At 67.5% G+C, this 12,588-nt stretch carries 14 protein-coding genes; 5 read left to right on the top strand and 9 right to left on the bottom strand.

The window, feature by feature from the left end:
• Window positions 1-5: 5 nt before the first annotated feature.
• Together NKH31_RS07765 and NKH31_RS07770 are read left to right on the top strand one after the other, a co-directional pair.
• On the top strand, window positions 6-422 hold the full coding sequence (locus tag NKH31_RS07765; protein ID WP_254864562.1) for a DUF5809 family protein: 417 nt from the start codon (window positions 6-8) through the stop codon (window positions 420-422).
• A 76-nt stretch (window positions 423-498) separates the two neighbouring features.
• Window positions 499-783 (top strand): AbrB/MazE/SpoVT family DNA-binding domain-containing protein, encoded by a 285-nt coding sequence (locus NKH31_RS07770; RefSeq protein WP_254864563.1) that lies wholly within the window; start codon window positions 499-501, stop codon window positions 781-783.
• Between the two features lies 1 nt (window position 784).
• Here the strand turns inward: NKH31_RS07770 and NKH31_RS07775 are convergent, their stop codons facing one another.
• Window positions 785-3,343: an efflux RND transporter permease subunit gene (locus tag NKH31_RS07775; RefSeq protein WP_254864564.1), complete on the bottom strand. Its 2,559-nt coding sequence runs from the start codon at window positions 3,341-3,343 to the stop codon at window positions 785-787.
• Window positions 3,344-3,661: 318 nt separating this feature from the next.
• Between NKH31_RS07775 and NKH31_RS07780 the strand changes: the two genes are divergently transcribed.
• Both NKH31_RS07780 and NKH31_RS07785 read left to right on the top strand, forming a co-directional pair.
• Window positions 3,662-4,198, top strand: a complete 537-nt coding sequence (locus NKH31_RS07780; protein WP_254864565.1) for an NUDIX hydrolase — start codon at window positions 3,662-3,664, stop codon at window positions 4,196-4,198.
• A gap of 43 nt (window positions 4,199-4,241) precedes the next feature.
• The gene (locus NKH31_RS07785) at window positions 4,242-4,604 is read left to right on the top strand and encodes a rhodanese-like domain-containing protein (protein ID WP_254864566.1); all 363 of its coding nucleotides are present in this window, start codon (window positions 4,242-4,244) and stop codon (window positions 4,602-4,604) included.
• Window positions 4,605-4,722: 118 nt separating this feature from the next.
• Here NKH31_RS07785 and yciH read toward each other — a convergent pair whose 3' ends face one another.
• The 6 genes from yciH to NKH31_RS07815 all read right to left on the bottom strand — a co-directional run bounded on the left by yciH (window position 4,723) and on the right by NKH31_RS07815 (window position 10,296).
• Window positions 4,723-5,016, bottom strand: coding sequence for a stress response translation initiation inhibitor YciH (gene yciH, locus NKH31_RS07790; RefSeq protein ID WP_247730493.1), 294 nt, complete (start codon window positions 5,014-5,016; stop codon window positions 4,723-4,725).
• Window positions 5,017-5,190: 174 nt separating this feature from the next.
• Entirely contained in the window at window positions 5,191-7,389 is a 2,199-nt protein-coding gene (locus NKH31_RS07795) for a transglutaminase TgpA family protein (protein WP_254864567.1), read from the bottom strand.
• The gene (locus NKH31_RS07800) at window positions 7,374-8,456 is read right to left on the bottom strand and encodes a DUF58 domain-containing protein (protein WP_254864568.1); all 1,083 of its coding nucleotides are present in this window, start codon (window positions 8,454-8,456) and stop codon (window positions 7,374-7,376) included. Before NKH31_RS07800 ends, NKH31_RS07795 begins: the two co-directional genes overlap by 16 nt.
• Complete coding sequence (locus tag NKH31_RS07805) at window positions 8,453-9,439, bottom strand: AAA family ATPase (protein WP_254864569.1); 987 nt, start codon at window positions 9,437-9,439, stop codon at window positions 8,453-8,455. The genes NKH31_RS07800 and NKH31_RS07805 overlap by 4 nt, the downstream gene beginning before the upstream one ends.
• Window positions 9,440-9,811: 372 nt before the next feature.
• Complete coding sequence (locus NKH31_RS07810) at window positions 9,812-10,006, bottom strand: cold-shock protein (RefSeq protein ID WP_254864570.1); 195 nt, start codon at window positions 10,004-10,006, stop codon at window positions 9,812-9,814.
• Between the two features lie 86 nt (window positions 10,007-10,092).
• On the bottom strand, window positions 10,093-10,296 hold the full coding sequence (locus NKH31_RS07815; RefSeq protein ID WP_254864571.1) for a DUF7573 domain-containing protein: 204 nt from the start codon (window positions 10,294-10,296) through the stop codon (window positions 10,093-10,095).
• A gap of 111 nt (window positions 10,297-10,407) precedes the next feature.
• On the opposite strand from NKH31_RS07815, the gene NKH31_RS07820 reads away from it, so the two are divergent.
• On the top strand, window positions 10,408-10,602 hold the full coding sequence (locus NKH31_RS07820; protein ID WP_254864572.1) for a DUF8024 family protein: 195 nt from the start codon (window positions 10,408-10,410) through the stop codon (window positions 10,600-10,602).
• A gap of 66 nt (window positions 10,603-10,668) precedes the next feature.
• On the opposite strand, the gene NKH31_RS07825 is transcribed toward NKH31_RS07820, so the two are convergent.
• Window positions 10,669-11,688: a 5,10-methylenetetrahydromethanopterin reductase gene (locus NKH31_RS07825; RefSeq protein ID WP_254864573.1), complete on the bottom strand. Its 1,020-nt coding sequence runs from the start codon at window positions 11,686-11,688 to the stop codon at window positions 10,669-10,671.
• Complete coding sequence (locus tag NKH31_RS07830) at window positions 11,685-12,521, bottom strand: coenzyme F420-0:L-glutamate ligase (RefSeq protein WP_254864574.1); 837 nt, start codon at window positions 12,519-12,521, stop codon at window positions 11,685-11,687. Before NKH31_RS07830 ends, NKH31_RS07825 begins: the two co-directional genes overlap by 4 nt.
• Window positions 12,522-12,588: the final 67 nt, after the last annotated feature.

A 12,588-nucleotide genomic window follows, 5' to 3' on the forward strand; every position in this document is an offset into this window, starting at 1 on the left:
CAGGTATGGAGACAGCGGGATTCTTCGCACCCGACGACGCGGCCGAAGCGAGTGACTACTACGAGGGGGTCGGCCCGGCGGCCCAGACGACCGTCCGCGAGGTAGCCAAGGCGATGGAATTCGACCGTGAGGAGTATCGCGAACGCGTAACGGGCGACGTCGTCGAGACCGCCCGCGACGCCACGTTCGCGAGCCTGCTCGAAGTCGCGGTCGGCACGCGCGAGGAGTACGAAGCTTGGCGGGAGACGTACGACGGCGACGTTCACGAGATGGGCCACGAGGCCGTCGACAACGTCGCCTGGCACGCGGGGCCAGAGGACGAGGCCGTCGCCGCGACCTTCCAGAACGAACCCGAGGCGGCCGTCGCGACGCTGCGCCGGCAGTCGTTCGGACGGCTCTACCGGCCCCTGTTCGAGGAGTGAACCGATCGTCGAGACCAGTCAATTTCCGTCCGTGGTACGCCACACAATTTAGGTACTCTTCACCGAAGTGGTACCAATGAACGTCGACGAAACGGTCGAAACAGTCGATGAAAAGGGGCGCGTAACGCTCCCGAAGTCGGTTTTCGAATTACTCGGCCTCGAAGGCGGAGAGCGCGTCCGAATCACTGTCGAAGATGGACGGATCGTCATCCGCCCACACGGTTCCCGAGAACAGTTCATCGAGACGATGGAGGGATGTATTTCGGACGAAACGAAGGCCGAAGACGCGCCGTCGGTGACGCCGTCGGATGTGAAAGCCGACTGGACGAGCGATCTGCCGAACGCTTCGTCTTCCGAGTGACTCACTCACCCGAGACGGCGTCGGTTCGGGACGTAGCGACGTCCGAGTCGCCGTACTCGACCCACAGCCACAGCAGGCTCGGGAGGACGAAGACGCTCAACAGGAACGACACGCCGAGTGCGAGCGCGACGATCAGCCCGAACGAGGTCATCTGGGGCTCGGGAACGAGAATCAAGAGCGAGAAGGCACCGCCGGAGGTCACCGCGCTTCCGAGCAGCGCGCCGCCGGTCCCGGTTACGGCTTCGCGAAGCGCCGTCGCCGCGTCCAGTCCGCGCTCTAATTCCTGGCAGAACCGATCGGAGAGGTGGATGTTGTAGTCGATGCCGAGGCCGATCGTGATGCTGACGAGCAGCGCCGTCACCATCGTCAGCGGCTGTCCGGCGAGGTACATGCCGCCGAAGACGAGCCCGAGCGCCAGCGCGATCGGAACGACGGTGATCGCCCCGAGCGCGAGGCTACCGTGGACGAACCGGTAGACGAGCGCGAGCGCGCCCAGGACGCCCGCCATCGCGATCAGGAGCGTCCAGACGATCCCGCTCGCGATCTCACCCATCTCGGCTTCGTTGAACGTCCCCACGCCGACGGCCGTCACCGACAGCCCGGAGTCGGCTTCCATCTCGTCGGCGATCCCGTTCATCACCGCGGCCCGATCCGAGCCGAACGCCTGGCTGGCCGGCACCTGGACGAGCGTCGAGGCGTAGGTTCCCTCGTCGGTCCGCTCGACGACGACGCTCGCCTCCTCGGGCGCGACCTCGAACAGTTCGTCGAGAACGGCCGCGACGTCCTCGTCGGGGACGTCGTCACCCGTCGTGTCCGCCGCCTCGAGCGTCTCCGCGAACGCCTCGTCCTCGGCGGCGACCGCCTCCATCACGGTCAGGACGGAGACGACGTCCGCCTCGCCGTTGCGGGTGAGAACGACGTCGTCCGCCGCCCCGGCCGCCTCGTGTCCGGCGGCGACGGCCGCCATTCCCTCCGCGGATCCGATATCGACGCCGTCGCCGCCGACGAGCATCGTGGTGTAGCCGGAACCGCCTTCGGCGAAGCCCGCCTGATCGGTCTGGAAGTTCGCCTGGACGTACGACAGCTGGTCGACGAGGTCGGATTCGTGGCTCTCGATCGCCATCGGACCCGGTAGCTGCGTTTGCCAGTCGGGGACGTCCTCTGGGTCGAACTCCTGCCAGGCTTCGCGATCGAGTTCGGCGAACGCCACCCCGCCGGCGAGCCCGGCGATCAGGGCGACGGCGACGACGGCGACCGGCGCCTTCTGAGCGAGCGTGGCCCCGACGCCGAGGACGCGACTGAGGTGGCGGCCCTTCCCGAGCGCCGTCTTTCGCCGGTCGAATCCGAAGCGCTCCCACAGCCCGTCGGCGCTCACTTTGAGCGCGGGGACCAGCGTCGTGAAGATGACGAGCGCGGCGATTACGCCGAGGGTTATCGCGACGCCCAGGTCGCGAATCAGCGGGACGGGACTGAACTGGTTCGAGAGGAAGCCGATCGCCGCCGTCACCGTGACGAGGACGAACGCGACCGAGACGGCCGCCGTCGACCGACTGAGCGCGCTTCGGATCGCTTCCGCCGGACCGCGACGCTCCCTGTAGCGCATGAAGACGTGAAAGCCGAAGTCGATACTCAGCGCGGCGACCAGGATCGGTGCGATGAGCGCCGTCGTCTGGTTGAGTAGTCCCATCCAGCCCATCAGTCCGGCCGTCCAGACGAGGGCGACCACCGTTCCGGTGAACCCGATCAGCACGTCGGTGAGGTCGCGGTAGGCGAAGCCGAGGATGACGAGCAGCAAGGCGAGCACGGCCGGGACGATCAGCCAGGCGAGTTCGGTGAGCAGTTGCTGGTTGAGTTCGGCCCAGACGGGCTGTCCCTCGGCGTATATGGCGGGCGAGTCGTACTCGGCCGCGTGGTCGAACAGCGCCTGTTCGATCTCGAACCCGGGGCCGGCCGTCGCCGGATCGTCGTCGGCCGCGTCCGCGAAGGCGAAGGTCATCCGGAAGCCGTCGGCGTGGGTCGCTCCGCCCTCGTAGGTCGCCGGCATGAAGAACGCCGCCTCCTCGCCGCCATCGAGTGCCGTCGCGATCGCCTCCTCGAGTTCCGCGTCGCTCGCCGACTCGATCGCCTCGTACTGGGCGTCGAGGTCGGTCGACGCGTCGTCGAGTAGCGCCGCCGCGATCAGGTTCGGCGCACCGTTCACTCCATCCTCGGCGAGCGCGTCTGCGACCGTCTCGTCGGCCGTAACCGTCCGCTGGTACTCGATGGCCGACAGGAGCGCCTCGCGTTCTAAGACCGACTCGCCGTCGCCGATCACGTAGACGTCCGCCAGTGCGGGGTCGTCACCGTCCTCGTCGTCTCCGTACCGCTCGTCGATGTACTCAGTCGCGGCGTAGACGTCCGTCTCCCCGATCGCGTCCTCGTCGATTCCCTGGTCGATCTCCCCCTGATCCTGGACGATCCCGAACGCAACCCCCGCGGTCAGGACGAGCACGGCGAGGATGACCAGCCGGTTGTGCGTCGTCACGACCCTCGCGAACCGTTCGATTGCATCCTGAAACATGGTCTGGTGGTGCGGTCGTCGCGGCGCGACGACCTGCGGTTCGAACGGGAATTCCCACCTCACCTACATTAATTATCTCTTTTCGTTGCACAGTCAGGCGCGGCTATCTTCGTGTCACAACCGGGCATCGTAATCTCACGGTTGATTCTCTCACGGCGGGATTGGTTTCCATCCGGGCGCGTGCACCGCGGGCCAACGGCGATTTCGTCTCATCCCGGTTGCCGAGACGGGCTCCCCGTGGGATTTCGGGGGCGGATCGCTGCCGAGTTGCGCGACGGATCGTCACCTTCTATCGTGTCCGCCCCGACGTCGAACGCAATGACCGACGCCGACGGATGGCCGGTGATCGAATCGGAGACCGAGTACGAGACCGGGTGGTACGACGGCGGCTACGACCTGGTCGAACAGCCGGACGGCAGCGAGAAGCGCTACTACTGGGCCGAACTCCCGCCGGCCGTCGTGATCGTCGCGCCCACCGACGAGGGGATCCTGTTCGTCGAGCAGTATCGACCGACGACGGGCAGTACGCACCTCGAACTGCCGGCCGGAATCGTCGAAGACGGCGAGTCCTACACGGGAGCGGCCGCCCGCGAACTCGAAGAAGAGACCGGCTTTCGGCCGTCGAGTACGGCCCTGATCCAGGAGTACGCCGTCGCGACGGGCGTCTTGCGCCACGACCGCGCCGTCGTCTACGCCGACGGCCTCGAACCCGGCGAGCGCGAACTCGACTCGAACGAGTTCCTCGAGGTCCGGACGGTGCCGGTTGCGGAGGCGCTCGATCGAGCCCGCGCGGACCCCGCCAACGACGCCTCGATCAGCGCGCTCTTGCTGGCGAGCGAAGACGGCTTTCTCTGACCGACCCGTGGCCTTATTCCGTTCGCACCCGAACGGACCACCGATGGACGCCGAGATCGACCCCGATTCGGTCTACGACCTCGTCGATCGCGACGACGTTCGCGTCGTCGACATCCGCGATCCGACGAGCTTCGCCCGCGAGCACATTCCCGGAAGCGAGAACGTCCCGTTTGGGCGACTCCCACAGCGGGTCGAGGAGCTATCGGGCGCGACGCGGATCGTCACGGTCTGTCCGCACGGCAAGGCGAGCGTCCAGGCGGCTCGCCTCATCGCCTCGTTCGAAGGCTGTACGGACGCCCGCGTCGAGAGCATGGCCGGCGGCCTGGAGGCCTGGCGCGAGCGGTACGAACTGGTTTCGGTCGACGGTGAGGCCGACGTCGCCGGCGAATCGGAGCCGCCCTTCTGACGGTCCGTCGCCCCGCTCGACTCGTGTACGACGTTCGCATCCTCGGCTCTGGCACTACCGTCGTCGCTCGTCGGATCGATTAGCCGGCGAGAAGTGAGGTGAGGCTTAGATCATCGCATCAGGCGACGTTGAATCCGCGATCGCGGAGGAAGTCCTCGATGCGGCCGGTGTGGTTGCCCTGGAGTTCGATGTGCGAGTCCTCGACGGTCCCGCCGCAGGCGAACTTCGATTTGAGGTCCGAGGAGAGACTGTCGAGATCGACGTCCTTCGGATCGAACCCTTCGATGATCGTTACCTCTTTGCCGTACCTGCGCTCGTCAATGCGGATTGTGAGTTGCTGCTGGCCCTTTGCGACGTCCTCGCAGACGCAGAGCTCGTCGGGCAACCCGCACGTCGAGCAGACTTCCGACATTACATCAGGGGCTACGAAATGAGCATATTAAACACTATCGGGACCGCGACGCCGTCGGTCGGTTCTTTTTGAGCGATCGGCCACGTCGGATGGTCGATTCGCCACCTCGACGTCCGATGTGGTGGACGAAAGGGTACCGCTTGATCCGGTGGCGCGCCCGTCGAACCGACCGCCTCACGCGGGTGCCGCGCCGACACCGCGGATGGGTCTGGTGGCGTAGACCAGTTCGTCGACAGCCGCGATGGCCTCGTCGGCCGTCACCCGGTCGACGCCCGGGCCGAACGTCGCCTGCTCCCTGGCGGCCGCGACGGCGTGGACTCGCTCGTCGAGGTCGGCGGACGCGGAGAGCGCCTCCAGGTAGGCGCGGGGTGATTCGGTCGGCGACCGCGGTCTGTATCGCGCGCCGAGGTAGTCTTCGAGTCGTCGGTAGGCGCGCTCGGCGTCGGCGTTCGGCGACCCGGTCGGCCGCTGCCAGTAGAGGCGGCCGAGTCGCGCGAGTCGGGAGGGCGCCCCGAAGCGGTGTGCGCCGGCGACCAGTCCCAGGAGGGCGAGTCCGGTGAACGCGAGCTGTTCGCGCGAGGGTTGCGGGATGGATAGTCCGCCGTCCGAATCGTCTCCATCGTCGGCGCGGTCGTCGTCGCCGTTCGTTCGATTATCGTCGCGCGTCGACTCGTTGTCGCGATCGATGTCGATCCCCTCGCTCTCGTCGGTGTCGATGTTCGATTCATCGTCTTCGCGAGCTTCTTCGAGCCGCTCTGCGTGATCATCGTCGCGGTCGCTCATCGGCGTCGGTTCGAACTCGACCCAGCCGTGGCCCGGGAAGTAAACTTCCGGCCAGGCGTGCGCGTCGAGACCCCGGACGACCCAGGTGTCCTCGTCGACCTGCTGTCCCTCGGTGTAACCGGTCGCGTAGCGGGCCGGAATCCCCTCGCTTCGGAGCATCTGGACCATCGTGGTCGCGGCGTAGACGCAGTAGCCCTCGTCCATCTCGAACAGGTACGCTTCGGCGACGTCGCCGCTCGGTCGATCGACGTCGAGCGAGTACTCCTTCGTATTCCGGAGGTACTCTTCGATCGCGACGGCCGCGTCGTACGGGGTGTCCGCGTCGCCGACCACGTCGCTCGTGTACTCGGCGAACTCGTCGGTGCGATCGTCGGGTTCCTGGAGGTAGCGGCTCTCGATATCGTCAGCGTAGTTCGTCCCGGCCGCGCGCAGTTCCTCCGGCGACGGATCGATGACGGCGCTCTCGACGGTGTACTCGTCGCCTTCGAACAGGGTGGCTGACGGGCGAACCTGTTCGTGCTCGGTCACTTCCAGGTAGTCCTCGACGGTCCCCGAGAACCTGATCGCCTTCGCGGCCGCGGGAGTCGCCCTGACCTGCGTTTCGATCTGGACGGTCTGTACCATCGATTCGTGCCGGCCCGGCGGCGCCGAGACAGACCCATCGAACTGTTCGGCCTCGCCGGTCGTCACCCACTCGTCTCCGGTAAACCGGTCGTAGACGCCGCTGCGCCAGTAAGCCGGTTCGTCACTCTCGATCGTAAACCGAACCTCCGGCGAGAGATCGACGCTCCCGGTGATCGTCGATCGGTCGGCGTCGGCGGCGACGCTCCCTTCGAGCGTGCCGGATCCCGCTCCCGGAACGAGCGACTGACCCTCACTCGTTCCGCCGGGCACCAGCGGGACGAACAGCGAGAGGAAGATCATCGCCGCGATCAGGACGACGAGCAGATCCGCCTGGCCGAGCCCGCCGCCGTGTCGATCGAGTTCACCGAACGCGACCATTGCGACCCCCGCGATCGTCCCGCCCAGCGTGAGCGAGAGGCCGGCGTCTCCGGTGAGGACGAGAAACCCGAGCGCCAACCCGCCCGGGATCGTCGCCAGCGCGTAGCGCCTGCGTAACGCGAGATACCAGGTGAGAAACGTCGGAACGGGGACGTAGGCCAGCGCCCAGGTGCGCGCCTCGTGAACCCGGATGAGTTCGACGCCGGTCGTCAGGGTGTAGGCGTCCGAGAGCACCTGATCGAGTGCGGTGAGCGCCGTCGCCAGGTCGATTCCGGCCGCGCTGAAGTAATAGGCGAACGCGCCGACGCCGGCCAGGACGGAGACGGTGATGGCCGTCCGCTCACCGACCGTCAGCGCGGCGACCGTCCCGAGGACCAGGCTCGCGACGACGAGCAGCGTGAGCGTCTCGGTTCCGCCGACGGCCCGGGTAATCTCTCTCAGGATGCGAACGTACGCGAGCACGAGCGCGATCGAGCAGGCGAGCGCCGCCAGCCTGACGGCGGCCACCGAGCCGTCTGCGCCGTAGACCAGGTCGGTTTTCGCCCGATCGAACCAGGAGCTGTTCGCCGCGCTCATGCCTCTGCCCACGAAGTATCTCCGTTTCGCGCCGTCGTAACCGATTCGGCGCGCGCGTTCGCGTCGGTCGTTCGCCTCGCCGTCGCGTCGGACGAACGGCTGCCGTCGAACGTACAGAGGTCGAAGAAGTCGACCGCCCGCCGACCGAAGTCGACGGTGATGCCGTCGTCGGTCGCGTCGATCCGGAGGTCCGGATCGTGGTCGTCGGTCGGGTCGGTCGCCGCTCCGTCGAACAGCGCGAGCGCTTCGAGCGCACCGGAGCGCCGATCCGGCGTCACCTCGATCCGCACCTCCCCGGGCAGCCTGAGAACGACGCCGACGTCGAGTTCGAGCAGGTGGTCGACGACCGTCGCCGTCGCGGCGGCGAGTTCGTCGTCGTCACCGGACGGACACGACGCGGTCAGGGAGACGCGATCGAGTCCGTCGTCTGCGACGAACTCCTTGACGACGAGTTCGTCGTCGGGGTTTCTGGCGGCCGACTTCCAGTGGACGTCGCGGAGCGAGTCGCCGCGTTCGTACTCGCGCAACTGCTCGAACACGGCCCGGTCGAACTCGCGTGCGGTGTTCGCGTACTCGGTCAGTTCCCGTCTTGCCGACGGCGTCAGTTCGTACACCGGCGGGTAGACGACTACCGGTTCCGTTTTCTCGTAGTCGAATCGACGGCGGAACAGGCCGAAGAGATCGGTTACCTCGATCGAGAGCGGTCCGATCGTCCGTTCGCCTCGTTCGAGAAACTGCACGTCGTACTCGACGGTGGTCGCGCCCTCCAGAACGTATTCGGACCGGTCGCGCTCGCGTCGCAGTCCGGGTCCGATCTCGTCGGTCACGGTCGCGGTAACCGCTCTGCCCGTCTCGACGTCGATCACGACCGACCGACGCTCGCCGACGTATCCCGCCCCGATCGGTCGGCGCGCGACGGTCGGGCGGCCGGCCACGGCGACGCTGACCGCCCCGGCGACGGTGACGACGGCGAGCGGAACGACGATCGCGTTCAGCGACCGGGGACCGGCGTAGAATCCGTGTGCGACGAGGACACCGAGGACGGCGAGTGCCCCGATCGCGCGCGGTGTGGGTCTCATTCGACCGGTACGTCGGCGAGGGCCGCGTCGACGATCGACGCGCCGTCGGCGTCGCGAGCGCCGGTCGGCGGCTGAACCCGGTGGGCGAGCGTCTCCGGAGCGACGGTCTGGACGTCTTCGGGGACGACGTAGGCTCGCTCCTCCGTGACCGCTCTCGCCTGGGCCGCGCGGACGAGCGCGATCGTTCCGCGCGGACTGACGCCGATCTCGGCCCGCTCGCGCGTGTGGGCGGCTAACCGGGCGGCGTAGGCGCGGACCGGCTCCTTGACCGTGGTGTTGGCGACGGTCTCGCGGGCGCGAACGACGTCCGCGCGGTCGACGACCGGCTCTAGCTCCTCGATCGGGTGGTGGGCCGCAGTCCGGTCGAGCATGTCCGACTCCTCGTCGACGCTCGGGTAGCCGAGCGAGAGCTTCTTCATGAAGCGGTCCACCTCGGCGAGGGGCAACTCGTACGTCTGGTTCGGTTCGACGGCGTTCTGCGTCGCGATGACGGTGAAGGGAGTCGGGAGCCGTCGTGTCGTTCCGTCGACGGTCACCTGGGATTCTTCCATCGCTTCGAGCAGGGCACTCTGGGTCTTCGGCGGCGCGCGGTTGATCTCGTCGCCGAGGACGACGTTGGCGAACACCGGGCCGGGCTTGAACTCGAACTCGCGGGACTTCTGGTCGAAGACGTTCACGCCGGTGATGTCCGAGGGAAGCAGGTCGGGGGTGAACTGGACGCGCCTGAACTCGCAGTCGATCGAGCGCGCCAGCGCGCGGGTGAGCATCGTCTTGCCGACGCCCGGGACGTCCTCGACGAGGACGTGTCCGCGCGCGAGTACCGCCGTCACGATGGCGCGGATCACGTCGTCGTTACCGACGATGACCTCGCGAACGTTTCGCTCGACCGCCTCGCACAGTTTTGCGGCTTCTTCGACGGGGAGCGCTTCGACGTCCCCGGTCGTCCGTCTCGTCTCGTCAAGTCGTGGCTCAGTTCCGGTCATAAGGATAGGGCACTCGGTAGCGGGCAGCGAATTCGTTGGTCGAACGTCGTGTCGAATCCAGATAACCTTTTGGTTACTAATGGTCCCGTCGTATGGAGGGCTCCGAGTAGGCGGGTGCTACGGCGGGTGGCCGCTCGATCGTCGGGCCGCTACGAGCGTGACCGGTCACGTCGAATCGACGCTTCTCATCGGGTCGGACCGCCTGGTCGAATCGGACCGCCTCGCCGGATCGACGTCAGTCGTCGGAGAGGCCGGTCGCGTCGAGTGATCGTCGGATGATGCTCTGTGGTAACGCGACGCACAGCTATAGAATGCGGCTCCCGCTCGCGTCGTGTCGTGTCGATTTGAAACCGATACCTCCGTGGATTCGCCCTACAGGCGCTCGACGTTCGATGCGCGCGGGCCCTTGTCGGCCTCGACGATGTCGAACTCCAGCTCCTGACCTTCCTCTAGGTCCGGACCGCCGATGTCCTCCATGTGGAAGAAGACGTCTTCGTCCGCGTCGTCAGTCTCGATGAATCCGTAACCGCCCGTATCGTTGAAGAACGCAACCGTTCCTTTCGCCATTGCATCTACACAGTGTCGTGACGAGTGCATAAATGTTCTGGAGGTACCCGTTCGGGTCCTCCGTGCGTGCGGCCGGTGCCGTGAACTCACCACTCGACGCAGTCGGGACAGACGAATCCGTCATCCGTTCGCCACAACCTGGTCGCGTCGGCCGAACACGTCGCACAGGGCCGATCCGATCCGACAGCGAGGGTGACCGCGGGACCGTCCGTCTCGGCCGCCGTCTGGCGGTCCTCGGACCCGTCCGCCCCAGAGCTGGCGGCGAAATCGTCGAGCGTGGCGCGCTTCACGGTCGGTGTCTCGCGCCGTCTAAACTTAAACCGTCCGTCGATGATCGCTCACCGCCGCGGCCGGCGACGCCAACCGGCACCGCCAAGTACGATCGGTTTCAACCGACGCGTATGAACGTCGTGATGCCGTACAACGTGCTCGTCGATCAGCTGACGGAGGCGAACGACCACTTCATGGACGTCGCCGCGGGCGACCTCCTGGCGCCGGTGCTGCTCGCCGCCGGCACGCTCCTCATCGCCTTCTCCGTCGCCGTAATGGGCTACCTTCTGGCCGGCTCGGCCGTCGATCTGGTTACGCGCAGCTAGTTCGTCTCAATCCGACCCTCTTGACGTTTCATTGCGCCGCTCGGGTTCTCCGTGTTAGTCGATCCCTCACTGGCCTTCAGCGTGGCGGAGCGCCGTCGCGCTCGCTTCGATCGCCCACTCGATATCCGGCCCGAGCGGCGAGCCGACGACGATGCCGTCGACGAACTCGAGCGCCCGCTCGTAGCGCTCCGTGACCGTTTCGACCGTTCCCGCCGCGCAGAACGCGTCGATCATGGCCGGCGTCACCCGTTCGAACGCCGACGCGAGGTCGCCGCGTTCGAGCGCCTCGCTCACCGCTGCGGCCGCGTCGCGGTCAATTCCGTGTCGGTCGAGCACCGGCTCCGCCGCGCCGCCGGCGATGAACGCCACGGGCGGTCTGGCGGCCTCTCTGGCGGCCGCCTCGGTTTCGGCGACGCTCGTGCTGGCGAACGCGAGTTTCTGGACGGGCGCGCGGTCGTCCGGCCGTTTCTCCCGGCCCGCTGCGAGTCGCTCGCTCGCCCACTCGAGGTCGGCGGGATGGGCGGCGTTGATCAACACGCCGTCGGCGTGGGCGGCGCTCATCCCCAGCATTCCCGGCCCCTGCGCGCCGACGAAGAGGGGAACGTCGACCGGATCGAGGTTGAGCGAGGCGTCGCGAACGGTGACGGCTCCCTCGCGGGTGACCGTCTCGCCCGCCCAGAGTGAGCGTGCCACCTGCATCGTCTCTAAGACGCGCCGGAGCGGCCGGTCGCGTTCGACGCCGAGCGCGGACAGGGTCGACCGGTCGCCGGCGCCGAGCCCGCACACCGCCCGCCCGTCGCTCGCTTCGTCGAGCGTGGCGACCGCCGAAGCGATCGTCGCGGGGTGACTCTCGTATGGGTTGACGACGCCGGGTCCGAGGGCGATGGAGTCGGTCGCCTCGGCCATTCGTGAGAGCGAAATCCACGGGTCGCGGTTGAAGTAGTGCGAACTGGTGAACGCCGCGTCGAACCCCTCGGATTCGGCGCGTGCGGCGAACCTGGCGAGCCGATCGACCGGGTGTTCGGGCGTCAACTCGATCGCCCGGGTCACCGACGCCGGATCCACGCCCTCCGGCGCGTCGGTCATTCGAACGACCACTCCCGGAGCGCCTGGCGGACCTGATCCGACTCGACCGGTCTGAACAGCTCGTCACTCCCCGACAGCGGGCCGAACTCGAAGCCGCGGACGACGACCGCGGGCGTGCCGTCGGCGCCCTCGCCGGTGACGAGGTTGGCCGCCGAGGCGAGTTCGTCGACGATCGACTGGACGGTCACGCCGAGTTCTCTGCCGTCGCGGTCGGCTTCGCCGCGCCAGTCGCGACTCGCGGGCATGCCAGCCCAGCCGAGCGCCACCCCGCGCTGGCCGTGTCTGAACGGCCGGCCGCAGGTGTCGGTGACGACGACGCCGATCTCGTCGATGCCGTCCGGGACGTACTCGTCATCGGCGCCACCGCCGATCCGATCGGCCGCATCCGAGTCGAGCCCGTCGGCGTACTCGAGCAACCCGGCTCTGATCTCGGCGGCGCGTGCGGCCGGCCGACGCGGCAACAAGAGTAGGTCGTGGTCGGGGACGTTCGAGCGATCGATGCCGGCGTTGACGCAGGTGTGGCCGAACGCTGTCTCGGTGAGCAGAAACGGCGCCTCGACGATGATCTCCGTGCTCTCTTCGAGCACCGCCTGGGCGAATCGGGGGTCTTTCTCCTCGCCGGTCAGCGCTTCGAAGTTCTCGGCGATCTCGACGGCGCGCGGACCGGCCGGGTACGCGTCGAGATCGGCCGTGCGTCCCCGCGCCTTCGAGACCACCGTGCTCGCGACCGTCACCACGTCGCCGGGGGCGAGATCGGCCCGCTCGGCGATGAGCGCGGCGAGGTCGTCGCCCGGCTCGATCTCGGGCAGGTCCGGGACCGGGTGTAGTTCCATACCTGCGAAGACGGAAAGCGACGCCAAAAGGTCACCGTCACCGGCGCGTGAAACCGGTAGGACGGTC

This window comes from Halovivax gelatinilyticus (assembly GCF_024300625.1).
Classification (GTDB): domain Archaea; phylum Halobacteriota; class Halobacteria; order Halobacteriales; family Natrialbaceae; genus Halovivax; species Halovivax gelatinilyticus.